The organism is Actinomyces oris (assembly GCF_001937445.1).
In the GTDB taxonomy this organism is placed as follows: Bacteria; Actinomycetota; Actinomycetes; order Actinomycetales; family Actinomycetaceae; genus Actinomyces; species Actinomyces acetigenes.
The window spans coordinates 1796-26167 of sequence record NZ_MSKS01000046.1; the positions used below are offsets into that span (position 1 = coordinate 1796).

Annotated in this window: 20 protein-coding genes and 3 tRNA genes; 13 read left to right on the forward strand and 10 right to left on the reverse strand. The window is 68.2% G+C overall.

Going from position 1 to position 24372, the window contains the following annotated elements; genetic code table 11:
* Positions 1–32: 32 nt before the first annotated feature.
* The gene (locus tag BKH20_RS11295) at positions 33–1361 is read right to left on the reverse strand and encodes a glycoside hydrolase family 3 N-terminal domain-containing protein (protein ID WP_075391140.1); all 1329 of its coding nucleotides are present in this window, start codon (positions 1359–1361) and stop codon (positions 33–35) included.
* A 69-nt stretch (positions 1362–1430) separates the two neighbouring features.
* The gene (locus BKH20_RS11300; RefSeq protein ID WP_075391141.1) at positions 1431–1862 is read right to left on the reverse strand and encodes a metallopeptidase family protein; all 432 of its coding nucleotides are present in this window, start codon (positions 1860–1862) and stop codon (positions 1431–1433) included.
* 167 nt (positions 1863–2029) lie between these two features.
* On the opposite strand from BKH20_RS11300, the gene BKH20_RS11305 reads away from it, so the two are divergent.
* From BKH20_RS11305 to BKH20_RS11315, 3 genes are all read left to right on the forward strand, one after another.
* A tRNA-Glu gene (locus BKH20_RS11305) sits at positions 2030–2102 on the forward strand.
* A gap of 38 nt (positions 2103–2140) precedes the next feature.
* Positions 2141–2214, forward strand: a tRNA-Asp gene (locus BKH20_RS11310).
* Between the two features lie 47 nt (positions 2215–2261).
* A tRNA-Phe gene (locus tag BKH20_RS11315) sits at positions 2262–2334 on the forward strand.
* 77 nt (positions 2335–2411) lie between these two features.
* Here BKH20_RS11315 and BKH20_RS11320 read toward each other — a convergent pair.
* Both BKH20_RS11320 and BKH20_RS11325 read right to left on the reverse strand, forming a co-directional pair.
* A complete protein-coding gene (locus BKH20_RS11320) occupies positions 2412–2924 on the reverse strand; it encodes a permease prefix domain 1-containing protein (protein WP_075391142.1) in 513 nt (170 codons plus the stop codon).
* Positions 2924–3253: a PadR family transcriptional regulator gene (locus BKH20_RS11325; protein WP_075370909.1), complete on the reverse strand. Its 330-nt coding sequence runs from the start codon at positions 3251–3253 to the stop codon at positions 2924–2926. The genes BKH20_RS11320 and BKH20_RS11325 overlap by 1 nt, the downstream gene beginning before the upstream one ends.
* A gap of 163 nt (positions 3254–3416) precedes the next feature.
* Between BKH20_RS11325 and BKH20_RS11330 the strand changes: the two genes are divergently transcribed.
* The 4 genes from BKH20_RS11330 (at position 3417) to BKH20_RS11345 (ending at position 7649) form a co-directional block, all read left to right on the forward strand.
* Complete coding sequence (locus BKH20_RS11330; protein ID WP_075391143.1) at positions 3417–4859, forward strand: mechanosensitive ion channel family protein; 1443 nt, start codon at positions 3417–3419, stop codon at positions 4857–4859.
* A gap of 100 nt (positions 4860–4959) precedes the next feature.
* The gene (gene msrB / locus BKH20_RS11335) at positions 4960–5430 is read left to right on the forward strand and encodes a peptide-methionine (R)-S-oxide reductase MsrB (protein ID WP_075391144.1); all 471 of its coding nucleotides are present in this window, start codon (positions 4960–4962) and stop codon (positions 5428–5430) included.
* Entirely contained in the window at positions 5427–6398 is a 972-nt protein-coding gene (locus tag BKH20_RS11340; protein WP_075391145.1) for an endonuclease/exonuclease/phosphatase family protein, read from the forward strand. Before msrB ends, BKH20_RS11340 begins: the two co-directional genes overlap by 4 nt.
* Before the next feature lie 123 nt (positions 6399–6521).
* Complete coding sequence (locus BKH20_RS11345; protein WP_075391146.1) at positions 6522–7649, forward strand: AEC family transporter; 1128 nt, start codon at positions 6522–6524, stop codon at positions 7647–7649.
* 140 nt (positions 7650–7789) lie between these two features.
* On the opposite strand, the gene BKH20_RS11350 is transcribed toward BKH20_RS11345, so the two are convergent.
* The 3 genes from BKH20_RS11350 to BKH20_RS11360 form a co-directional block, all read right to left on the reverse strand.
* The gene (locus BKH20_RS11350; RefSeq protein ID WP_075373561.1) at positions 7790–8731 is read right to left on the reverse strand and encodes a carbohydrate kinase family protein; all 942 of its coding nucleotides are present in this window, start codon (positions 8729–8731) and stop codon (positions 7790–7792) included.
* A gap of 582 nt (positions 8732–9313) precedes the next feature.
* Positions 9314–9664, reverse strand: coding sequence for an exodeoxyribonuclease VII small subunit (locus BKH20_RS11355; RefSeq protein ID WP_378077665.1), 351 nt, complete (start codon positions 9662–9664; stop codon positions 9314–9316).
* A gap of 268 nt (positions 9665–9932) precedes the next feature.
* Positions 9933–10670, reverse strand: a complete 738-nt coding sequence (locus tag BKH20_RS11360) for an ArsR/SmtB family transcription factor (protein WP_075377942.1) — start codon at positions 10668–10670, stop codon at positions 9933–9935.
* Between the two features lie 112 nt (positions 10671–10782).
* Here BKH20_RS11360 and BKH20_RS11365 point away from each other — a divergent pair, with 112 nt between their 5' ends.
* Positions 10783–12162 (forward strand): MFS transporter, encoded by a 1380-nt coding sequence (locus tag BKH20_RS11365; protein ID WP_075391148.1) that lies wholly within the window; start codon positions 10783–10785, stop codon positions 12160–12162.
* A 115-nt stretch (positions 12163–12277) separates the two neighbouring features.
* Here BKH20_RS11365 and xseA read toward each other — a convergent pair whose 3' ends face one another.
* Positions 12278–13666 carry an exodeoxyribonuclease VII large subunit gene (gene xseA / locus BKH20_RS11370; RefSeq protein WP_075391149.1) on the reverse strand — a complete coding sequence of 463 codons (1389 nt, stop codon included), beginning with the start codon at positions 13664–13666 and terminating at the stop codon, positions 12278–12280.
* Between the two features lie 53 nt (positions 13667–13719).
* Here xseA and BKH20_RS11375 point away from each other — a divergent pair, with 53 nt between their 5' ends.
* Together BKH20_RS11375 and BKH20_RS11380 are read left to right on the forward strand one after the other, a co-directional pair.
* Positions 13720–14778, forward strand: a complete 1059-nt coding sequence (locus tag BKH20_RS11375) for a 4-hydroxy-3-methylbut-2-enyl diphosphate reductase (protein ID WP_430793397.1) — start codon at positions 13720–13722, stop codon at positions 14776–14778.
* Positions 14779–14891: 113 nt separating this feature from the next.
* Positions 14892–16514, forward strand: a complete 1623-nt coding sequence (locus BKH20_RS11380) for an amino acid permease (RefSeq protein WP_143225003.1) — start codon at positions 14892–14894, stop codon at positions 16512–16514.
* 130 nt (positions 16515–16644) lie between these two features.
* Here the strand turns inward: BKH20_RS11380 and BKH20_RS11385 are convergent, their stop codons facing one another.
* Complete coding sequence (locus BKH20_RS11385) at positions 16645–16902, reverse strand: GlsB/YeaQ/YmgE family stress response membrane protein (RefSeq protein WP_070662979.1); 258 nt, start codon at positions 16900–16902, stop codon at positions 16645–16647.
* A gap of 159 nt (positions 16903–17061) precedes the next feature.
* Positions 17062–18342: a DNA recombination protein RmuC gene (locus tag BKH20_RS11390; protein WP_075391152.1), complete on the reverse strand. Its 1281-nt coding sequence runs from the start codon at positions 18340–18342 to the stop codon at positions 17062–17064.
* 387 nt (positions 18343–18729) lie between these two features.
* Between BKH20_RS11390 and BKH20_RS11395 the strand changes: the two genes are divergently transcribed.
* From BKH20_RS11395 to BKH20_RS11405, 3 genes are all read left to right on the forward strand, one after another.
* Positions 18730–20334, forward strand: a complete 1605-nt coding sequence (locus BKH20_RS11395; RefSeq protein ID WP_256693156.1) for an alpha/beta hydrolase — start codon at positions 18730–18732, stop codon at positions 20332–20334.
* A 78-nt stretch (positions 20335–20412) separates the two neighbouring features.
* On the forward strand, positions 20413–21498 hold the full coding sequence (gene ychF, locus BKH20_RS11400; RefSeq protein WP_075391153.1) for a redox-regulated ATPase YchF: 1086 nt from the start codon (positions 20413–20415) through the stop codon (positions 21496–21498).
* 2309 nt (positions 21499–23807) lie between these two features.
* Positions 23808–24179: a PH domain-containing protein gene (locus BKH20_RS11405; protein WP_075373572.1), complete on the forward strand. Its 372-nt coding sequence runs from the start codon at positions 23808–23810 to the stop codon at positions 24177–24179.
* The last annotated feature ends 193 nt before the right edge of the window (positions 24180–24372 follow it).

Consider the following 24372-nt stretch of genomic DNA (forward strand, 5'->3'; position numbering starts at 1 on the left):
CTCAGGCAGGCCGATGCGCTGACCGGCGCGCTTCAGGACTGCAGGCTCTTCTTCAGGTTCAGCACCCGCGTGGCCGACTCGTCCACCCGCGCCGCGAAGGCCGGGTCGGACTGGGCGGTGGCGATGAGGGCCTTGACCATGTCCGCGGCCACCGTCGGGTCCGCCGAGGCCAGCACGAGGTCGCATCCGGCCCGGATCGCCCGCACGGCCCGATCGCCCGCGCCCACGTCCTTGACCTGGACGGCGGCGGAGACGTCGTCGGTGATGACCACCCCGGAGAAGCCCATCTCCGTGCGCAGCATGTCGGTGACGATCTTCGAGGAGAAGACCGCCGGCGCCGAGGAGTCAATGAGCGAGTACGTCGCCGAGGAGACCATGATGACCTGCGCACCGGCGGCGATGGCGTTGGCGAAGACGCCGACGGCGGCGTCGGGCAGGCGGTTCGTGGTGGAGTCAACAACGCCCGCGGAGGTGTCCGTGTTGTCCTTCACCCGCCCCAGGCCCGGGAAGTGCTTGTAGGTGGGGATGACCTTCGAGGCCTGCATCCCCTCGGTGAAGGCGCCGGCCTGGGAGGAGACCGTGGCGGCGTCGTGACCGTACTCGCGCCCCCAGCGGCCGATGGGCTCGTTGGAGGTCGGCCGGGAGATGTCGACCAGGTCGACCACCGGGGCCAGGTTCATGTTGACCCCGACCCCGGCCAGCTCCTTGCCCCAGGTGCGCGCCGCCGCCACCAGCTGCTCGCGCGGCTGGGCGGACTGCTCCATCGCCGAGGGGATGTCGGAGAAGCCCGCACCGGACAGGATCTGGACCTCGCCGCCCTCCTGGTCAGTGGCCACGAGCATCGGGGTGGAGTGGGTCGTGCCCGGGCCGGCCTTGGACGTGAAGGAGGAGATGACCTTCTGGGTCGCCTGGCTGCCCGCCGTGGTGCGGCCGGCGATGAAGATGTTGCCGACGTGGTGGGTCTCGACGGCTTGGGCGGAGGACTGCGTGGGGGTGGTGGCGTCCACCCCGACCATCATGAGCTGGCCGACCTTCTCCTCCAGGCTCCAGCCCGCCAGCGCTCCGTCGGTGGCCGTCGCGGTGGCCGACGTCGTCGCGCTCGTGGCCGCGGTGGGCGAAGGAGTGGCGCTCGGCACAGCCGGCTTCGGGGTCGTCGGCCGCACGCTGGGGGAGGAGGAGCCGGCCGACGAGGAACCGGGGAGCAGCGAGCATCCTGCCAGGGAGCCGGCGCCCAGGAAGGCCGCCAGGAGCACTGGCCGCCGACTCACCTGATGCGGCGAGGACTGGCTGGTGGCGTCAGGGGCGAGGGGCTTGCCGGCGTCGGAAGTGTCAGGCCGATAACGGTCGTTCATGCCGGCCACACTAAGGCAGGTCCCTGGGTGCTTGCGAGGTCATGCCCCTGACGGTCTGCTCGCGCACTGTTCGCGGTGCTACTCCCAGCCCAGCTCGTGGAGGCGCTCGTCGGGGATGCCGAAGTGGTGGGCCACCTCGTGGATGACGGTCACGGTGATCTCCTCCTCCAGCTCCTCGCGACTGGAGCACCAGCGCTCCAGGGGCCCGCGAAAGATGAGGATGCGGTCGGGCAGCACCATGGACCAGCCCTCGTCGCGCTCAGTCAGGGGGACGCCGTCGTACAGCCCCAGGAGCGTGGGCAGGCCGGAGTCGTCATAGTCCTCCTTGGCGAGCATCTCCGGGTCGGGCTCGTCCTGAACGAGGACGACGACGTTGTCCATCACCTCGGCCAGGTCGGCGGGGATCCGGTCGAGGGCGTCACCGACGACGTCCTCGAACTCCTGCTGCGACATCCTGACCGGCCGCGGTTCCCGGGTGCGGTCCGGCTCCTGGTGGTGCTCGTGGCTCACGATCTCAGCCTGCCAGACCTCTGGGCTTCGCCCCGGGAGCCCTCGCGGGCCGGAATCCCGCCGAAACCGAGCGGTGAGGAGGGTCACGCTCCCGGGATTTGCGCTGCGGAAGACTGTCCCCTTAGTGTTCATCCCGGTTCGAGGCGCGACGACGTCGAAGGCCCCTGGCCCCCATCGTCTAGCGGCCTAGGACCCCGCCCTTTCACGGCGGTAGCACGGGTTCGAATCCCGTTGGGGGTACGGATTCGCACAAGTGAATAACACAGTGAATTCACACTGGCCTCGTGGCGCAGTTGGTTAGCGCGCCGCCCTGTCACGGCGGAGGTCGCGGGTTCAAGTCCCGTCGAGGTCGCGGAAAGGTCGGTCCGGTCAGAAATGGTCGGGCCGATTCCATCCCAAGGCTCTGTAGCTCAGTTGGTAGAGCGTTCGACTGAAAATCGAAAGGTCACCGGATCGACGCCGGTCGGAGCCACTGCGAAAGGCCCGGAACCCACAAGGTTCCGGGCCTTCGCTCATGGCCGGGTGAGCCCCGCGCCGGGGCGGAGGGACTCACTGACGATCGCGCCGGTAGCTGCGCACGGTGGCGAAGATGGCGAAGGCGACGGCGGCCACCGGCCAGAGGATCCAGGAGATGTCCCAGGCGTCGAAGATGAAGCTCCACAGCAGGTAGATGACCACTGCGGCCGGCCAGTAGATCCCTGCCACGAGGTTGGTGAAGGGGTCGTCGTCCTGATTGCCGCCCCAGGAGGCCGGCTCGCCGACGGGCGCGGGGCCAACCGGATGGCTGGGCTCGGAGGCCACCGGAGCACCGGCGGGGGCCGCCTGCGGGGCGCCACCGGGCTGGATGTCCTGAGCGATGCCCAGGACCGGGGCCAGCTCGTGAAGGTTGCCGAAGTCGGTGATGACCTGCCCGACTGCCTCGTTGTGGGTCTTGCCCTGAGCGATGGCGTCGTTGTAGGCGTCCTCCATCATGGCGCGCAGCTCGGCGCGGGCCTCAGTCAGGCGAGGCGTGGTCGGGTAGGGGGCGAACATGTTGTCGAGGAAGGTCTCGATGGTGTCCATCAGCGGGCTCCTTTCGCGAAGCGGTCGACGAGGGTCTTGGTGTCCTCCCACTCGGCGACCTTGGCGGTCAGGTGGGTGGTGCCTTCGGAGGTGAGGCGGTAGTAGGTGCGGGACTTGCCGGAGTCGGACACTCCCGAGTAGGAGTCCGCCAGACCGCTGGACTCCAGACGCTTGAGGGCCGTGTAGAGGGTGGTCTGCTTGATGGTGTACTCGCCGTCGGAGACCTCGGTGATGGTCTTGGCCAGGTCGTAGGCGTAGGACGGCTGCCGCTTGAGCAGGGACAGGACGATGAGGTCGATGTAGCCGCGAATGGCATCTGCGCTGATCATGTGAACCCTCCTTCCTTGGTTCGTGATGGCGGGACCCTGAGGTCCTTGCGTGCATCTAACGTACTACGACACACGTAGTACGTCAAGCGGAAGTTGGGGGGTGGTTCCCACTGCCAGCCATACGTCACAGCCCAGGCACAGCGGGGCTGCTTAAGGTGGCGTCATGCTCGTCGCAGCCACCACCCCTCCCGCGACCCCCAGCGCAGATCCCAGCGCGAGTCCCTCCGCCACCCCCGCTCCCACGCCCACCAGCACTTTCACCGGCATACCCGAGGTCAACGTGCACCAGACCGTCAAAGTGGTGACCAAGACGACGAACGACCTGGTCACCATCGCCTGGCACGCCGGGCTGGGCGCCGTCATCGGCCTCGTCATCGCTTTCGTGGTGGTGGCGATCCTGACGTTCATGGGCAGGCGCCGCCTCCTGTACCACGAGGTCGTGGAGCTTGGGCGCCGGCCCGTCTTCGCCGTCGGCGCCATGACCGGGGCATTCCTGGGTTCCCAGCTGGCCCTGGCCGGGCTGCGGCTCGACAAGAGCGACTCCACGACGATGGTCGTCGTCGAACGCGGGCTCACCATCGCCCTCATCGGCTCGGTGACCTGGCTCGTCGTCGCCTTCGCCAAGTCCATCGAGTCCACCGTCGTCAAGGGGGCACAGGCCGGCGGGGACCAGGGGCGCGCCAACCGGGTGACCACCCAGAGCCAGGTCCTCCGACGCGTCGCCCAGGTCATCATCGTCATCGCCGGGCTCGTCAGCGCCATCATGACCTTCCCCAGCGTCCAGTTCGCCATGGGATCGCTGCTCGCCTCGGCCGGCCTGGCCTCCGTCATCGCCGGTATGGCCGCCCGCTCCATGCTCGGCAACGTCTTCGCCGGCCTCCAGCTGGCCACCACCGACGCGATCCGCGTGGGCGACATCGTCGTCGTCGACGATCAGCAGGGCACCATCGAGGAGATCACCCTGACCTACGTGGTCATGCGCACCTGGGACGACCGGCGCCTCATCCTGCCCTCGACCCACTTCACCGAGAACCCCTTCGCCAACTGGACGCGCGGAGGCTCCCAGGCCACTGGCTTCTTCACCCTCGACCTGGACTGGCGCGTGCCCATCGCCTCGCTGCGTGCCGAGCTGGCCCGCCTCGTGGCCGCCTCCCCGGCCTGGGACGGGCGCCAGGCCTCCCTGGAGGTCTTCGACGCCGTCGGCGGTCACGTCACCGTGCGCATCGTCCTGACCGGGGACAATCCCGGTGATGTGGGCGCCCTCAAGTCCTACGTGCGCGAGGAGCTGGTCACCTGGCTCCAGCGGGAGGCCCCCTACGCCCTGCCGCGCACGCGAGTGGAGGTCGAGCAGGTCGAGGTCACCCATGACCTCGACCCCGAGAAGGTGGCCCGCGCGGCGGCGGAGATCGTCGCCAAGCAGAAGGACGCTCCCGCCGACACCACCCCGGCCGCTACGGGAAGCGGGGACGATGCCGCCGTGACCACGGAGGCCGAGGGGGAGAGCGCGGCCCACGGTCTGGGAGCCCGGCGGGCCGTCACCCTGGGGCGGGCCATGGGGCGCTCCCTGCTGCACCGTGCCCGGCGCGGGGGACTGGGACCCAGGTGAGCCGGGCCGCCGCTACGCGGCCGACGTCCCAGCGGATGGGTGAGTTTTCGCTGCGTGAACGCATCTCGCCCGGCGCCGTCGGGCGGGTGACGATGAGCCCATGAGTACCAACGCGAGCAGCGAGCCCTCCGTGACGTCCGCCTCCGTGCCCTCCGGCCCGACCCTCGACCTGGAGGCCGCCGCGCGCACCGACGCCCAGTGGCGCGCAGCCCTGAGCCCCATGGAGTACCACGTGCTGCGCGAGGCCGGCACTGAGCGCCCCTTCACCGGGGCCCTGCTCGACGAGCACCGCGAGGGCGTCTACCGCTGCCGCGGCTGCGGCGCCGAGCTGTTCCGCTCCACCACCAAGTTCGACTCCCACTGCGGCTGGCCCTCCTTCTACGACCCCTCCGACTCCGAGGCGGTCACCCTGAGAACCGACACCTCCCACGGCATGGTGCGCACCGAGGTCCGCTGCGCCACCTGCGGTAGCCACCTGGGACACGTCTTCGACGACGCCCCCCAGACCCCCACCGGCCAGCGCTACTGTATGAACTCCGTGAGCCTGACCTTCGAGGAGGAGCAAGCATGATCCGGGTCCTGAGCCTCAACCTGCAGCACGGTCTGCCCGGCGCGGGGGCCGGGGACGGCAGCGCCTCCACCGGCTCGCTGGCCGGCGCCGACATCTCCGACCCCGCCACCGCCCGCGCCGTCATGCGGGCCACGGCCGAGCAGATCGCCGAGCTGGCCCCCGACATCGTTGCCCTCCAGGAGGTGGACCTGGGCCAGGCCCGCTCCGGGCGCCTGGCCCAGGCGGCCTTCCTGGCTGAGGAGCTGGGCATGCCGACCTGCCGCTTCTGCGCCAGCTACGCCGGGCCCGTGGTGGGGCTGCGCCGTCGGCCCCTGCGCACCGCGCTGAGCTCGCCAACCGATGACGTCCTGGGGCTGCTGCGCGCCGCCGTCGGGTCCGGGCCGATCGGCTACGGCAACGCCCTCCTGTCCCGCTTCCCGGTCTCCGGCTGGCACGTCAAGCGCCTGGGGCGCGGGGCCTCCAGCGTGGAGAAGCGCGGTGAGCGGGCCTGGGACCCGCGCTCCTACCACGTGTCCACCGCCTCCCAGCGCATCATGGTGGCCGCCACCCTCGAGGTGCCCGAAGGCGCCGGCGGGCCGATCCGCCAGCTGTCGGTCGCCTCCACCCACCTGGCGACCCGCGAGTCCATGGCGGCGCGACAGCTCGCCGCCGCCTGGGGGGCGCTCGCCGGCCTGCCCGGGCCGCACCTGCTCGTGGGCGACTACAACCTCTCCGCCGAGCAGGTCGAGGTCCTGGGGCTGGGGCGGACCGTGGGGGAGGGGCTCACCTTCCCGGCAGCCGGCCCCAAGCGGCGCATCGACCACGTGCTGACCGACCTGTGGCCCACCGGCCCCGACGGCCTGCCCCTGACCGATGAGGCGGCCACGGCAGATGGGAGCCCGCTGCTGCGCGCCGTGGACTGGGGAACGACCTCCTTCATCATCTCCGACCACGTCGGCACCTGGGTGGACCTCGAACCGGTCGGCTAAGGCGTACTGCCGTGGCCTCGCCCGCGCGTTCGTAGGGTAGGTCGCGCGTTCGGGGGTTCAGGGTACGAACGCGAGGGCTACCCTACGAACGCGTCGCGCCGGGGCCTATGAGAGGGGGAGACCATGGCTGATGTGGTGGCGGGACTGGCCGTCTTCGGTGCGGTCATCGCCGTCGGCTGGCTGCTGGTGCGCACCCGCGCCGTGCCCGCTGACGCCGACGGGGTCCTCACCCGCGTCTGCTTCTTCGCCGCCACCCCGGCCCTGCTCGTGACCACGCTGAGCCGCGCCGACCTGACGGCGGTTCTCTCCCGCTCCACCGCCGTGGCCGTGGCCGCCGAGCTCGCGGCCATCGTCTCGGCCTGGTGCCTTCACCGACTCGTGCTGCGCCGCCCCACCGCTGAGGCCACCATCGGTGCGCTCGCCTCCGGCTACGTCAATGCCGCGAACCTGGGGATCCCGGTGGCCGTCCTCGTCCTGGGGGACGCGGCCACCATTGCCCCGATCCTCCTGCTCCAGCTCCTCGTGCTCACCCCGGTCACCTTCACCGTGCTCGACGCCGTCACCCGCCGCGGCAACCCGTCCCGCCTGGCGACCCTGACCGTCCCGCTGCGCAACCCGCTCCTGTGGGGTGTTGTGGCCGGGACCGCGGCGAACCTGGGCGGCGTGGACCTCAAGGAGTGGGGCGGCGGCTACCCGGCTCAGGGTCTGGAGATGCTCGGGCGCGTCGCGGTGCCGCTCATGATGCTGGCCCTGGGCATGAGCCTGGCCGGGGCGCCCCGGCCCCTGCGCAATCCCGTGCCGGAGGAGGCCGCCTCGCCCCCGCCGGGCTCGCCGGCCCGATCGGTCCAGTCAACCCGTCAGGATCAGGAGCCCCAGGTGGCGGAGGCGGGATCGGAGGCGCACGCGGCCGACACCACGGGAGGCCGACTGCCCCGGGAAGAGGGGGCGCCGGCGCTCGGGGCGAGGTCGTGGTCTCATCATGGTGCGGGCCGGCGCAGCGGCCTGTGGCTGGCGGTGGGCTGGAAGCTTGCCGTCATGCCGGGGCTGGCCGCCGCCGTCGGACTGGCAGTGGGACTCAGCGGAGCACAGCTGCTCGCCCCGGTCGTCACCGCCACCCTGCCCACGGCGCAGAACGTCTTCATGTACGCCTCGCGCTACGGGGTGGCCAAGGACCTGGCCCGCGACGCCGTCCTGCTGACGACGGCCGGATTCGTGCCCGTGGTCCTGCTGGCCGCCGCGATCCTGCGCTGAGCCCGCGCGATCGTACTGCCCGGCTCCGGCGTTGTCACTGTCGCGGCCCCTTACCCGTGCGTTCGTAGGGTAAGCCTCGTTTTCGGGGGTTCAGGGTACGAACGCGAGGGCTACCCTACGAACGCGTCGCGCCGGGCCCCTCAGGGCAGCTCGTCGCGCGTGGGAGGATTGGCCCCGTCCCGTGAGACCGTGATGTCGGCGATGGCCGCGGCGTGGCGCATGATCCGCTCCAGGGTCGCGGCGTCCACGGCGCGCAGCGCCTCGCGCCGGTCCGCGCCCACGAGGTCCTCGCTCCACAGGGCGTCCTCCAGGCCGCCCATGAAGGAGTCGCCGGCGCCCACTGTGTCCGCCACCACGACGCTCGGGTCGGCGGGCACCTCCAGGCGCACCCCCGAGGCGGACAGGGCAAGAGCCCCCATTTTGCCGCGCGTGACGACCACGACGGCCACGCCCTTGTCCAACCAGGAGCGCAGCACCGTCTCCAGGTCCGCGTCCCGGCCGTAGAGCCAGGCGATGTCCTCGTCGGAGCACTTGACCAGATCGGACAGGCCCACGAGGCGCTCGACGATCTGGCGGGCGTCCTCCGGGTCTCCCATGAGCTGGGGGCGGGCATTGGGATCGTAGGCGATGGTGGAGGTGGCGCGGGTCTCACGCAGCACCTGCTCCACGGTGGCGGCGCCGGGGGCCAGGATCGCTGCGATCGAGCCGGTGTGCACCAGCAGCGGTGCCTTCCCGTCGGGCAGCGTCGGGCGCGGCGGGTTCCAGTCCAGGTCGAAGACGTAGCTGGCGGCGCGGTCCTCCCCGATGGTGGCCTGCGCCGTGGAGGTGCGCGTCGCGCCGTCGGCGCCCGGAGCCAGGCGGACCCCGGAGGCCTCCAGGTGGGAGCGCACGGCCTTGCCGCGCTCGTCGGTGCCGATCCAGCAGTGCAGCTCGACGTCACGACCCAAACGCGCCAGCCCCAGGGCCACGTTGGCGGGTGCGCCGCCGGGGATGTCCACGGGCTCCTGCCCGGGGTGGATAACGACGTCAACCAGGGCCTCGCCGATGACGAGGGCGGATCCTGGGCGGCCGGGTGCGGTCATGGGTGACTCCTTCGTGCAGGACCGGGGTCCGGTGGCGGTGAACTGAGACGAGACGTGGGAGGGACGTGAGACGGAACGAGGCGGTGAGAGGACTCGGGCGGATGAGGAACGCGGTGGTGCAACACTGCCCGGCAGTGGCCGGCGCGCTGGTCGATGCGCGGGGCCGGAGGGTGAATGCCCACAGCCTACCGATCCGGCGCCGCTCTCAGGGCCCGTCTCGCCCAAGAGTGTCCAAATCGGTGACAAAGGGCTTTCGGCTCCCAGGCCACATGAACGAATACCTTGAAATCATGCGGTTGCGTTCCGTCCGGATGGGAGGGATCCGAGCCTTTGTCCCCGATGCTGGACATCTACGGCTCTCTTCGGGCTTCTGCTGTGGTGCCCGGTGGCGCTCGATCAGTGCGCTACCGCCAGCCGGAGCCCCGGTCAACTCGGTCAGTTCACCGCGCGTGCGGACACGAGCGTGACCCCCAGGCCAATGGCAACGTCGCCAAGACGGTCGATTCGCTGCGCGTGCGGGCACGCGTACGCAGCCTGGAGCCGCCGATCCGGGCGGGTCATACCCAGCCAGCCCCGGTCTCGTCAGTCCTCAGGGTCCTCCTGCGCGACCGCGGCCAGGCGGGCGCGGGCCTCATCGAGCCAGGTCTGGCAGCGCTGGGCCAGGGCCTCGCCGCGCTCCCACAGTGCCAGGGAGTCCTCCAGGGGGACGGAGCCCGCCTCAAGACGCTGCACGACGGCCACCAGCTCCTCGCGGGCCCGCTCATAGCTGAGCGAGGCGACATCCTCGTTGGCGCCGGAGGCCCCGCCGGCGCCAGGAGCTGATGACGCTGAAGACCCTGACGATGCTGAGGACGCCGAGTAGGGGCTGCTGTGGGGCGAGTACTCCTCTGGGTACTGGTCAGAGTACGGGCCGGGGTTCATCTCGGAGCTCACCCCCCGATTCTCGCACGGGCCGGCCCCGGGCAGGGCGGGCCGGACGGTCTGAGACAGTGTCCGCAGGGTAAAAGTGTCCAAGAGGGACGACTTTGACAGTGCCCCGTCTCAGTGGCGTTCGCATCTGCACTGGTCAGAGCGTTTTAGCGCGGCATCGACTGGTTGTAACGGCTCCAAAGTCGTCCCATCTGGACAGAATCCGGGCCTGAGAGCCTTTCTGACTTTTGCTGGTCCCGGTCGACGTGCACCGATACGTCAGCCCGCACTTCTATCCTGCTGCGTCGTTGGAGGTCGTTTCACCGAGGTGTGTCAGCACTTCCGTCAAACCTGCCTGCGCCAGTGCCTCGCGGCCGGCCTCCGTGAGCTTCACCGCCCGGGTCCGTTCGATGCGTGCGATCCAGGTGCGATCGAACAGCGCCTGCGTCAGTGCGATCCCCAGCGGCCCGCCGAGATGAAACCGTCGCTCAGTGGAGTCCATGCACGCCTCCCCACGGATATGAAGCGGCTTCTCCATCCCCCAGGTAGCCAGGAGGTCCTCGCCGGAACCGGTCAGTCCCCACGAGGGATCCAGGTGACCGCGCTCCTGGAGCTGTTCGGCCAGACTCACGCCGAGCCGTCCCGCTAGGTGGCGGTAGCAGGTACGGGCTGCCAACAGCTGCCGGTTCACCGTCCACGCATTGAGACTGCGCGACGTGGGCAGCGCTGATGCCGCCATCACCCCCAGGGCCTCGATGACCCGAGCCGCCTCGGGCCCTGAGAGCGTGATGTAGCAGTGCCGCCCCTGCCGGACCCTCGTGACAAGACCGCGCGCCGCCAGCACGTCGACATGCTCGCTGGCCGTCGACCGCGTGACCCCGGCGTATGAGCCGAGCTCGCCCACCGTCCACGCCCTGCCGTCCATAAGCGCCGCACACATGGCGGCCCGCGACAGGTCGGCCAGCGCCGCAGCCGTTCCGGCGACGTCAGGAACCGCCTCGGGGAAGAAACGGTCGGAAGTCCGTGACATGCGGCCAGTATGCGCCCGCGCCGGTTCGGTCTGCGCCGAACAATTGTGGCTCTAGCCTGCCGGTGGCCGGCACCAACCGGCAGACGGGGCCAGAGGAGTAAGGAGATCACTCATGAGCGGATACCGACGGCGTGGCGCCCTCATCGCGGCGCTGCTGGGGTTCTTCATCGTCATGCTCGACACGACGGTCGTCAACGTGGCGCTGGCGCGGATCGGCGGGGACCTGGGGGCCCCGGTCGCCTCCCTGCAGTGGGTTGTCGACGCTTACGCCCTCACCTTCGCAGCCCTGCAGCTGTCGGCAGGGGCGGCCTGTGACCGGCTGGGCGCAAAATGCGTCCACCTGCTCGGCCTGCTGGTCTTCGGCCTGTTTTCGACGGCCTGTGCCCTGGCCCCTGCCGGCGGCGCGCTCATCGCTTTCCGCGCATTGCAGGGCGTCGGCGCCGCCGCGATCGTCCCAGCCTCCCTGGCAATACTCTCCCTCATCCATGATCGCTCCGCCGACCGGGCCCGAGCCATCGGCCTGTGGGGAGGAGCCGGTGGTATCGCCGCGGCCGTCGGTCCGGTGGCCGGGGGACTGCTCGTGACCTTCACCGGCTGGAGGCTCGTGTTCTGGGTGAACCTTCCCCTCGTCGCAGCCGCCCTGTGGCTCACCGCCCGCAGCCTGCCCGCGCCGGAGACGCGGTCGCTGCGACGACGCGAAGGCGGCGACCTGCTCGGGCAGGTTCTCTCCGTCGCAGGGCTCGCGGTCGCCACCTACGGGATCATCGCCGCAGGCGAGCACGGGTGGAGCCCACCCGTTGTCGCTTCAACCCTCGCCGGACTGTGCCTGTTGGTGGCCTTCATCCTGGTTGAGCGCAACGCGAGCCGACCGATGCTGCCGACGGCGGTGTTCTCCCGACCGCGTTTCGCCGTGGCCGCCGCGGTCGGGTTCGCGCTCAATACCGGCTTCTTCGGCCAGCTCTTCGTCCTGGCTCTGTTCCTGCAGCGCTACCTGGGCTATGAGCCATGGCTCGCCGGTCTGGCCCTGGCGCCGCAGGCGTGCAGCGCCGTCGTCGCCTCCCCGATGGGAGGCAGGATGACCGCCAGAACAGGGGCGTTCCCCACGATGCTGACGGGCCTGCTCCCCGGTGCGGTCGGGTTCTTGGGGCTCGCTGCCGTCACGGCCTCGACGCCGTACCCGCTGGTGGCGGCCCTGACCTTCCTGGGCGGTTTCGGCACGGCACTGACCATGCCCGCCGCAACCTCGGCCGCCGTCGCCTCCGCGCCGGTGGGCTACACCGGCATCGCCGGCAGCGTCATCAACGCGGCCCGGCAGGCCGGCAGCGTCGTCGGTGTGGCCGTTCTTGGCAGCCTGATCGCTTCAGGCGACTTCCTGACCGGCTTCCACCGGGCAGTCGTCGGGGCGTCGGCCGTCTTCGCGGTGGCCGCGATCCCCGTCGCCATCGTCGTCCTCAGGGCTACCGGCCGCCCGGAGCGCGAGGACGCACCGTAAGCCTCGACCACTGCGCCCCAGGGGGCCGCGCGCACGCCCTACAGTGCGTCCTCGGGCCTCCAGCAGGCCGCGAGCGGGCACGGTCCCCGAGGCCTTGGCGGCGCCCAGTTGCTCTTCAGTCGATATCGGCGGGCCGGGGCTTGGTGGCGCCGACGACCTGGGCGACGAGCCTCCCCTGGGCCAGGACGCCCTCGATGAGGTCGCCCTTCTTGACGTCCTCGGCGCTGGTGATGACCTTGCCGCCGGGAGTGCGCAGAATCGTGTAGCCGCGGTCCAGGACCCCCTGCGGCGACAGCGCCGTCAGCCGGGCGTGGTCGGCGCGCAGGTCCGCGGCCGCCAGCGACAGCCGATGCTCCACGGCCCGGCGCATCCTGTCGCGGGCCTGACCCAGCTCGATGACCCGGTCGCGCACGATCGAGGTGGGGTCGGCCATGACCGGCCGGGCCCGCAGCTGGTCCAGGGCCGCCTGCTCGGCGTCCAGCCGCGAGGCGAGCACGCTGCGCAGGCGCTCGCGGGCCGAGTCCAGGCCCACGGTCTCCTGAGCGAGGTCGGGGACGATCCGGCGGGCGGCGTCGGTGGGGGTGGAGGCCCGGTAGTCGGCCACCAGGTCCAGCAGGGGGCAGTCGGTCTCGTGGCCGATCGCGGAGACCAGCGGCGTGCGGCAGGCGGCCGCGGCGCGCACGAGGCCCTCGTCGGAGAAGGGCAGCAGGTCCTCGACGGCGCCGCCCCCGCGGGCCACGACGATGACGTCGATCTGCGCATCGGTGTCGAGCTCCTGGATGGCCCGGGTGACCTCGCCGACGGCGCGCGCCCCCTGGACGGCGACCTCCCGCACCTCGAAGGGCAGGCCGGGCCAGCGCAGGCGGGCGTTGACCAGCACGTCGTCCTTGGCCTTGGCCTGGCGTCCGCACACGAGGCCCACCTTGCGCGGCAGGAAGGGCAGGGGCCGCTTGCGCTCGGCGTCGAACAGGCCCTCGGCGGCCAGGATGCGGCGCAGCTGCTCGATGCGGGCCAGCAGGTCGCCGACGCCGACGGGCCGGATGTCGTCGGCCTGCAGCTGGAGCGAGCCCCGCTTGGCCCAGAAGGTGGGCTTGGCGCGCACCACCACGCGGGCCCCCTCGCCGAGCTCGGCGCCGGTGCGCGCCAGGACGGCGTCGAGGACCCGGGCGTAGATGGATACCGACATGGAGATGTCGGCATCCGTGTCCCGCAGGGTGAGGAAGGCCATGCCGGCGCCGGGGCGGCGGTTGAGCTGGATGACCTGCCCCTCCACCCACACCTGGCTCATGCGGGCCACGTACTGGTCGATCTTGGAGGATAGCAGCCGCAGCGGCCACGGGTTCTCCGCGGTGGTGAGGTTCGCTCGCGGCGCCAGCTCCCGGGGGCCGCCGGGGTTGCCGGGGTTGCCGGGGCTGGCGCCCGCGTCAGGGCGGGACGCGCGGCCGGCACCGGGGGAGGGCTGCGGGCTGTGCGGGGAGGGGCTCTGGCCTGTCACATGCACCACTGTGCCACGTCCACCACTGGGGACCTGGGTCCCCCTGTGGCACAGTGGTGACCGTGACGACCACCGAGCTCGCCAGTGAGCACACCGACGCCGCGGCCCCCTCTTCCAAGGGCGGCAAGCGGATCCTCATGGCCGCCCCGCGCGGCTACTGCGCCGGCGTGGACCGCGCCGTTGACGCCGTCGAGCAGGCCCTGGCCCACTACGGGGCGCCGATCTACGTGCGCAAGGAGATCGTCCACAACAAGTACGTCGTGGAGGCCCTCTCCAAGCGCGGCGCCATCTTCGTCTCGGAGACCGACGAGGTGCCGGTGGGGGCTCGCGTCGTCTTCTCCGCCCACGGCGTCTCCCCGGCGGTTCACGCCGAGGCCGCCGAGCGCCGGTTGGACACGATCGACGCGACCTGCCCGCTGGTGACCAAGGTGCACAAGCAGGCGGTGCGTTTCGCGGACAAGGACTACGACATCATCCTCGTGGGCCACACCGGCCACGAGGAGGTCGAGGGCACCCAGGGCGAGGCCCCCGACCACATCCAGGTCGTCAACGGCCCCCACGAGGTGGACCAGGTCGAGGTGCGCGACCCCTCCAAGGTGGTGTGGATCAGCCAGACCACCCTGAGCGTCGACGAGACCATGGAGACGGTGCGCCTGCTGCGCGAGCGCTTCCCGCAGATGATCGACCCGCCCGGCGAGGACATCTGCTACGCCACCCAGAACCGTCAGGCCGCGGTCAAGAAGATCGCCCCGAGGGTTGACCTCATGATCGTGGTCGGCTCCGGCAACTCCTCGAACTCGGTGCGCCTCAAGGAGGTGGCCCTCGAGGCCGGTGCGGGCGCCGCCCACCGGGTGGACTTCGCCAGCGAGATCGACCCGTCCTGGTTCGACGGCGTGGAGACGGTCGGCCTGACCTCGGGCGCCTCGGTGCCGGAGATCCTGGTGCGTGAGGTGGTGGAGCGCCTGGCCGAGCTCGGCTTCGACGACGTCGAGGAGGTGCGCACCACCACGGAGAAGATCTCCTTCTCCCTGCCCAAGAACCTGCGCGCGGACCTCATGGCGGCTCAGGGAGCCGCCTCGGCACACAAGCGTCGCGAGCCGGCCGCCGACCACACCTGCTGAGGCTGCGCTGCCCCCGGTTGCGGGGCCGGTCGTGAGCCTCTGCACAGGCCGGGGGCGTGAGACAGGCCGAAGGTGAACGCCGGGTTGCATGCTTGACGATTACCCTCGGTCGGGTGACACACTCCCATGACGAGTCCGCCCCCAGTGGCCCTGCCCCCGCCGCGTCGGGCGGGCGGCCCGCTGCCGGCGGCGCCGACAGTTCCGACAGTGCTGCCCCTGTGACCTCGCCAGATCCTGTCGACGCGGTGGTCTCCGGCGTCTCCGGCCAGGTCTCCAACGAGGTCTTGGAGGAGGACGGTGGGCTGCACCGGAGCCTGACCAGCAGGCACATGCAGATGATCGCCATTGGCGGCGCCATCGGCACGGGGCTGTTCGTGGCCTCGGGTGCCACGGTCTCCACGGCCGGACCGGGCGGCGCCCTGGTGGCCTATGCGGCCATTGGCCTCATGGTGCTGCTGCTCATGCAGTCCCTGGGTGAGATGACGGCGCACATGCCGGTGGCCGGCTCCTTCCAGACCTACGCCACCCGGTTCGTCAGCCCCTCCTTCGGCTTCGCGATGGGCTGGAACTACTGGTTCAACTGGGCGATCACGGTGGCGGCCGAGCTGGTGGCCGCCGGAATCGTCATGCGCTACTGGCTGCCGGGGGTGCCCTCGTGGATCTGGGCGGCGCTGTTCCTGACCCTGTTGACGACGCTCAACGCCCTGTCGGCCCGCGCCTTCGGGGAGGGGGAGTTCTGGCTGTCGGCCATCAAGGTGGCGACGGTCATCGTCTTCCTCGTGGCGGGTCTGGCGATGATCGCCGGCATCATCGGCGGGAAGTCCCCGGGCTTCAGTAACTGGGTCGTCGACGACGCGCCCTTCCACGGTGGGATGCTGGCGATCGTGTCAGTGTTCATGGTGGCCGGGTTCTCCTTCCAGGGCACCGAGCTGGTGGGCGTGGCGGCCGGTGAGGCCCGCAACCCGCGCCGGGACGTGCCCAGGGCGATCCACACGGTGTTCTGGCGGATCATGATCTTCTACATCGGGGCGATCACGGTCGTCGGCTTCCTCATCGCTTTCAACGACAGCCGGCTGTTGCACACTGAGACCGAGGACGTGGCCTACTCGCCCTTCACCCTGGTCTTCGAGCGGGCCGGGATCGGGGTCGCGGCGGCTCTCATGAACGCCGTCATCCTCACCGCGGTGCTCAGCGCCGGTAACTCGGGACTGTACGCCTCGACCCGCATGCTGCACTCGATGGCCTTGCAGGGGCAGGCGCCGGCCTGGTTCTCCTACGTCAACCGCCACGGGGTCCCGGTGCGGGCCCTGGGGGCGACGGCGCTGGTGGGGGCGGCCGGCTTCCTGACCGCAGTGGTGGGGCAGAACACCGCCTACGTCTGGCTGGTCAACGTCTCCGCCCTGTGCGGGTTCATCGTGTGGCTGGGGATCGCCGCGTGCCACTTCCGTTTCCGGCGCGCCTACGTGCTCCAGGGCAACGACCCGGCTGACCTGCCCTACCAGGCGCCCTGGTTCCCGCTGGGGCCGATACTGGCCTTCGCCCTGTGCGCCCTGGTGGTTCTGGGCCAGAACTATGAGGCGGTCTTCAAGGGACAGCTGGTGGCGGTGCTCTCCTCCTACATCGGCCTGCCGGTCTTCGGAGCCATCTGGCTGGGGCACCGCCTGGTGACCGGGTCGCACATGGTGCGCCTGGAGGAGGCTGACGTCTCCGGCGCCGTTGTTGGCGAGCGCCGCTGAGTCCTGCTCAGACCAGCTGAGCCCGGCTGAGTTCCGCATCTGCCGGGATCATGTCCTGAACTCCATGACCGGCGTCGGGGCACCGATCATCTGACCGGTGCCCCGACGCCGCGTTCAGGGGCCATTGCACTCACTTGCGGCCGGTGACGCTCAGGTAGACGGAGATCGCGACGATGGCGGCGACGAGCGACAGACCCCAGCGAATCCAGTCGATCCCGTCGGTGTGGGCGACGCCGAAGAGACTGGCGACTGCGCCTCCGATGAGTGCGCCCACGGCGCCCAGCACGATGGTCCACAGGACCGAGATGTTCTGCTCGCCCCGCATGACGAGCCGGGCGAGGGCTCCGAGCACGGCGCCGGTGATGATCATTCCGATGAATGACAGCATGGTGTCTTCCTCCGAGAAGGGCCGATGGAGCGGAGATACCCGCCAATCGGACATTGAAACGTTCTGGCAGTGTGTCAACCAGTCATGAGATGGGAGACAACGCTGCCCGATAGACGCCATGGAGGCGTCGATCGTCACGAGCCGAGAGTATGGCATGCGTTATGTCGTCGTGGAGGTGGGTTTCCCGTCGGCGGTGAGCTCGGGTGCGGTGAAAGTGCGCACCTGGGCGGCGTCGGCACTGATGAGCGTGGGGGAGTCCACCTGCTCCCCGAGGGTCTCCAGGGAGCGGGCGGTCACCAGGAGGCGGTTCTCCATGGAGCCGACCGCCTTGTTGTAGGCGGTGACGCTGCGCCGCAGTGCCCCGCCCAGTGCGTCGAGGTGACTGGCGACGGTCCCCAACCGCTCGTAGAGGGTGCGGCCGAGCTCCAGCAGCTCGCGGGCGTCGTCGTTGACGGCGGTGCGGGCCCAGGCTGTGGCACAGGTGCGCAGCAGGGTCAGCAGCGACACGGGTGAGGCCAGGGCGACGCCGCGCCCCAGCGCGTGCTCCAGGAGCGCGGGGTCCGCCTCCAGAGCGGCTGAGAGCACCGCCTCCGCAGGGACGAAGAGGACCACGAGCTCGGGGGAGTCCCCCAGGGCCCGGTCATAGCGGCGCGCGGCGAGCTGGTCGACGTGTCCGCGCAGCGCCCTGGCGTGAGCCTCCAGAAGCTGCCTGCGCCGCTCCTCGTCCTCGTCGCCGGCGCCCTGGACGGCGGTGGCCGCCAGGTAGGAGTCCATGGGTGCCTTGGCGTCCACGGCGAGGTAGCCGTCCCCGGGCAGGTGGACGACGACGTCGGGCCGGGAGCGGCCGGCCGCCCCCTCACCGGCGGCCGAGGCGGCCGAGGCGGCTGAGCCCGGTGGACCCGCCTGCCCGCGGCGTCGCTGGACCAGCGCCCCGATGGTGCGCTGCTCGGAGAAGTCCACGTGTCGCATCATCCCGGAGGCCTCCAGGACCCGGGCCAGTTCGACCTCACCCCACATGCCGCGCGCCGAGCGTGAGCGCAGCGCCCCCTCCAGACAGGCCGTGGAGCGGGCCAGGTCCTGCTCGCGCAGGGCGGTGGCCCGCAGCTGCTCGGCCAGGGCCGCGTGCTGCTCCGCCCGCTGCTTCTCCAAGGACTCCACCCGGGCCCCCACCTGCTCCAGCTGACTGCGCACGGGGGCGAGCGCCCGCAGCACGGAGCCGTCACGCTCGGCACGCTCCTCGGCCACCTGGGTGCGTGAGGACAGCTCCTCGGCCCGGGCCTGCCACTGTGCGGCCTGCGCCCGCAGCTCGGCCACCTGATCGCCCTCCGACTGGTGTGCGGCGGTGCGCCGGGCGAGCGCGCCGAGGTAGCCGATGACCACCCCGATCACCAGGCCGACGAGGAGCAGCAGGATGGGAAGAAGGACCGCTGAGGAGCTCATGAACCGATGGTGCCCGTGAGGTCCGACATCTATTACGTACCCTTAAGTCCCGCGGCGCCACGCCGCCGCAGGTCCCCCCGGCCGGCTGATTCGGCTCGCCCTTCCCACCCCGCCAAGCCACTCCGCTGATCCGGCCCTACCCGCCTGGCCCGGCGCCCCACCCGCCCTGACCCGGCCCTCCGCTCCGATCCGCCGGCCCGGTCAGCTCCGGCGTCGTCAGGCGCGTTTCTCCCCGGCACGCACCAAAACTGACCGATCGGACCTGGGGCAACAGTCCTGCGTCCCGCCCGAGCCTCCCTGTGGCGGAGGCGAGGAGACCAAGAGCACTGCCCTTCTGCTACCTCTGGATGATGGGGATTTGAGCAGGTGGTGCCATGCTTATTGGACGTGAGCCTCTTGCGCAGCATCCCGCTGACCAGCCTCCAAACGATCCTGGTCGTGCTGGTCCTCGCCGTTCTGACCACCGTCGTCGCGGCAGTCCTCCTTCCGCGAACTGTTCCGGCCGCCACGGGTGCCTCCAGCGCAGACAGGCCCACCCGATTCACCCGCCCCGCGCTGCGCACGGTGCTGCGGGCCGTAGGCCGCTACACGGCGCGCATCGTCATGGTGGGCGTGCCGGTGCTGCTCGTCATTGCGCTGGGCGGCCTGCTCATCAACCGGCCCATGCACTACGTGCGCACAGTCGGGGACCTCGCCAAGGCGGCCGCCCCTCGCGCTCAGGTCTCCTCGCGCATCGAGTCCCCGCCGAAGTCATCCACTTTCGGCGCCGCCCCGGCCTCGGCCTGGAAGGCATCCTTCCACGACGTCGGCGACGGCTCGCAGGAGGCCACCTGGACCGGCCCGGTCAGCGGCATCAAGCTGCCGGTGCGCGTCGTCCTGCCGGCGGGCTACCGGCCTAATGACGGTCGCACCTACAACGTCCTTGTGGGCCTGCACGGCTGGGTCGGCGACCCGCAGTCCCTGGTGACGGGCCTCGCCTCATCCAAGCGACTCCAGGAGGCGATCGATGCCGGCCGTATCCCGCCGTCGATCCTGGTGTTCCCCTCGCTCAACGCGGACGGCGCCAGCCAGCCCGACTGCGTCAACATCAACGGCCGCCCGGCTGTGGGGACCTGGATCGCGCAGGAGATTCCCCGCATGATCCAGGCGACCTTCCCCAACGTCACCACCCAGCGGGCCGGCTGGATGATCATGGGGATCTCGGCGGGCGCCTACTGCGCGGCACGCACCGCCTATGACGTCCCGCAGCGCTTCGGCTCGGTGGGTGTCATGTCCTCCTACGACCTGCCCGGTGAGGGCTCGCTGGCGCACAGCGGTAGGGAGCTCCAGGCGCAGAACGGGCTGTCCAGCATGCTGGGAAAGCGCAAGCCCGACGGTATGCGCTTCTACGTCCTGGGGGCTCAGGACGACCCTTACAGCACGGCCCGAACCGCCTGGAGCATGGATGAGGCGGTGCGGAAACCGGACTCGGTGACGGTTGATACCCCGGCCAAGGGCGGGCACTCCTGGACCCTGTGGAACAACCACTTCCCGTCGCTGCTGGCGTGGTGGGGCTCGGACCCGGCCGTGTTCGCGGCGGCCGGCCTTCCCGCGCCTCAGGGCGATGCGAGGGCCAAGGCCACCGCTGCTGGCGTGAAGCCCCTGTCGGAGACGTCCAAGGACCAGCGCGCGGCGCGGCCGGCCTCGCCAGTGCGTGCCAAACCGTTCGAGGTCAACGGTCTGGGCACGATGATCGTGGCCGTGGTCGTCTCGCTGGGGGCGCTGGGCGTTGTCTTGTTCTGGTCGCCCCGCTGGGGCCGACGGCGCGACGGCGGCAAGCGGTCGGTGGCGCGCCTGGGTGGCGCGATCCTGGGGCGCGTCGTGGTGATCCTGGTGGCGGCGGGCCTGGTTGCGGTGACGGTGGGGATCGGGGCCAACGCCGGCGGGGGCTTCTACACCTCGTGGAATGATCTGAGGGCCTCGGTCCGGACGAGCGGGAACTCCGGGAAGTGAGCGGGGCAGCCGACGGCGTGACCCGGCCGGGCGCCGTCGGGGCGCACGGTGTCACAGGGGCCGTCTAAACTCTGCTGCGTGGCACTTACCATCGGAATCGTCGGACTGCCCAACGTCGGCAAGTCCACCCTGTTCAATGCTCTGACCCGCGCGACCGTCCTGGCCGCCAACTACCCGTTCGCGACCATCGAGCCGAACGTGGGGGTTGTGCCCCTGCCGGATGCGCGCCTGGACAAGCTCGCCGAGCTGTTCCACTCCGCGAGGGTGGTGCCGGCGACGGTCTCCTTCGTGGACATCGCCGGGATCGTGCGCGGCGCCAGCGAGGGGGAGGGGCTGGGCAACCAGTTCCTGGCCAACATTCGCGAGGCGGACGCCATCTGCATGGTGACGCGCGCCTTCGAGGACCCGGACGTGGTCCACGTGGATGGGAAGGTGGAGCCGGCCGGGGACATCGAGACGATCAGCACCGAGCTGGTGCTGGCGGATATGCAGACCCTGGAGAAGGCGATCCCGCGCCTGGAGAAGGAGGTGCGGGGCAAGAAGACGGAGCCCGTGGTGCTGGAGACGGCGCAGGCGGCCCTCAAGGTCCTGGAAAAGGGGACGCTGCTGTCCGCCGGGGCGCAGGCCGCCGGGATTGATACGGAGGTGCTCAAGACCTTCCAGCTCATGACCACCAAGCCGTTTATCTACGTGTTCAACATGGACGACGCCGGGATGAGCGACGAGGCCCGCCAGGCCGAGCTGCGCGAGCTGGTGGCGCCGGCGGAGGCGATCTTCCTGGACGCCCAGTTCGAGGCCGAGCTCGTGGAGCTGGAGCCCGAGGAGGCGGCGGAGATGCTGCACGACAACGGGCAGGAGGAGTCCGGCCTGGACAAGCTGGCCCGGGTTGGTTTCGACACCCTGGGGCTGCAGACGTACCTGACGGCGGGGGAGAAGGAATCGCGTGCGTGGACGATCCGCAAGGGCGCGACGGCGCCCCAGGCAGCGGGTGTCATCCACACGGACTTCGAGCGAGGCTTTATCAAGGCCGAGATCGTGAGCTACGACGACCTGGTCAAATACGGCAGCGTTGCCGAAGCCCGCGCTCACGGCCGAGTGCGCATGGAAGGAAAGGACTACGTCATGGCAGACGGTGATGTCGTGGAGTTTAGGTTTAATGTGTGACAGCAGAATGCTAACTGTTGGATTGGATTGAATCGTCCGTGACACCTCATTTCCGGCTTGCCTTTCATAGTGCTGTCTTTAAATATTCTGGGTTTGAGTGTATTGTGGAATAGAAATGCGTAGCAACTGTGTAGATAGTTGCGGCAATACAAATGGGCACGATCAATAGTTGTCGGACCTTCCTCGTGACCGTTGTGAGCATGCGAGTCTCGGGAAGCGGTTCTCTTTTGGGCGGCTCGTGATGCTATTATATTGTGATTCTGTCGGAGGCGGAGCGCCATCAGTGTACAGGCAAGCTGAGGGTGTAGTCGGGCTAGAGGCGATGTGTCGGTGGGTTTGGAGTCCTAAAACTGGACCCCGAAGGGTGTCGGATCGGGAGATGTGACAGCATTTAAGCCGTAGGTTTGTGGTCGAATGAATGCTATCCATATTCTATGGTATGTGGTGTCATCAATTCAAAGCGAATCCGATAAGGTTTCCCAAGCCTCCAAAGGGCGTGTGTCACCTTATGTGATGGTGCTCCAGCAATCTTGAATGTCCATAGTGAGTTGACTCCTAGGAGGCAAGCATGTTTCATTATGATCCAAATCGCGAATTGTACTTGGGTTTGAGGAAGATTGCTGAAAGGATGTCGGCGAGAGAGGTTGGAGATAGGGCGGAGGAGGTATCCTCATCAGGGGAGGTGTCCGCCGAAACTTCTAGAGCTGCACGCCTTATGCGAAACAGGGGACGTCGCACCAAGATTAGAATTGACGGATCCACCTCAATGAACGTCCGAGACCACGCTCCCAGAGTAATTAAAAATCTAAGCAGAGGTGCGGTGGAACTAAGAGACATGTGTGATCCGCTGGTTGGGAGAATTGCCTCGTACTCTGGTTTTGGAATGATGGGGAGGAGGTGTCGAGAGGGGGATCAGTATAAGGATGATGCACAGGATATTCAGATATGGTATTCATGTTATCCAGATCCTGAGCGCGATGGATACTTTAGATTGCTGTTTTTGCATGGGTCCCGAAAAGGCAACTTCGTGCATAGTAGATCTGATTCTCTCCCGGTGATTCGCTCTGGCTCTGGTACACGTGAAGTGTTCGACTATATTCGATCGTGTAGTGACGGCGTTCTTGCAGACTTTGCTGGTCTTCTTGAAGATCCTTTGATGGTTGATCGAATCTTATGGATTCTTGACTCAAAGCATAGGGATGGCGAAGGATTCTCTGGGGAGGTCGACGAGTACCTTAATTTTGATTCGTTATTTCATATCGAAAGCGTCATCTCTGACAGTCAAGAGCGCGATCTTTTGGCGCCCCAAAATTTACTTTGTTCACCTAAAGATAAACTTCCGTTTCTGAGTAAGGTCGTGGTTGCAACTCCGTATGTTGTTCAGTCGTCTCGTAGAAGCTGGAAAACTAAGCGTCGAGAAATAATGAACATGTTGCGGCGCACTACGCGGCTTCGATGAATCTATAGGACCTGGTTGCGTTCCTGAGCATTCTGGTGTTTTTAACGTGCCTCACTCTTGCTGTGTCGGTTAATTGCGAGGCCTGGGGAGGTGTATATTTGTTGGGTGAGAGGGGTCGGCGCCAACGTGTTACCTGTGTATTGAATGCGAATGTAAATGTCGGTGAACTGAATCGTTGAGGAACTGTACTGATTCCATGTCGAAAAATTAGTTGAGATTCTGACGTTAATCGGCCTCATCCAATGTTAGGGCATTGTGACGATCCTGTTCGATTCACAGTCCAGCTGAGCTGAATGCCTTCGCCGGCAGGAACTCATTCAGGTAGCCGCAAGTGTTGTTTATCCGGCGAATGGACAGAGCGAAGCGATTTGCAGCATACGTCGAAGGTGCTGTGACCTGCGTAGATGCCAGCGTCGGCTAGTCCTGTGAATTAACCTCAATGAAACGCCAGAAGTCCACAACCTTTGTATTCGTCCCGGCTGTCACCTCCGCGCCCTACAGTGGAATGAGGTTGGGGCTTGGGGTCGTGGGGAGTAGCCGTAGGTGCGTTGGGTCAACAGGGGGGTAGTCGCTAAGTCCGCAGGCCTGGGTGCGATGGCGGACAGCGCCGCCTGCTGTGAACAGTTCCGTTCTGTTACAGGTTGGTCGGTAGGGCGGGGGTAGGTGTCGAGTCTGCGTCAACGATACCTACTTGTTCGATCTCGTTCGATTGATTGTAGGAAATTCGATCGAAGTAATTAAAAGATGCATGTTTGTGTCTTGGAGTACTGAGGCGTCGCTTGATAATGTCTGTTTCGAAGGAAGTTGGGTTCCCAGCGATCATTATTTTCAGTGAGGCGACATCATGAGCATGGAGATGGCTTCGGTGGCTACGTGGACCTTCTTGGCGGAGGTTCCGATCTCTCAGGACGTCCTGGGCGTCCTTGTTGAAGGGGAGCAGCCCTACGCTGCCTTCAAGACGATGCGCGACTCAGCTGTGTTCACCTCGAAGCGGTTGATCGTCCGCGATGCGCAAGGACTAACTGGCCGGAAAGTGGAGATCTACTCGCTGCCCTATAGCGCCATCAACATGTGGTCCACTGAAAACGCGGGAACATTCGATATGAACTCCGAAGTTGAGCTGTGGACGCGGGCAGGTCACATCAAGATCAAGCTTGGACCCCAGGTTGACGTCCGCAAAATCGATAGGCTCATCTCGGCTTGCGTTCTCATGTCCCACTGAGCGTTGACGCTCGGGAGATGGTGGGCGTGGGCGGTACAGAAGCCCTCCACTCGGTCTTGAAGCTGTAGGTTGGCAGGTACCGAATGGAGCACAAGACGCTACGAGGAAGTCGTCAGGGGGCAGACCGACTCGGTGATCCTCCAGGGGGTCGGCAAAGTTGGTTTAGGTGGGGGTTTGGGTGAGTAGTTTGATG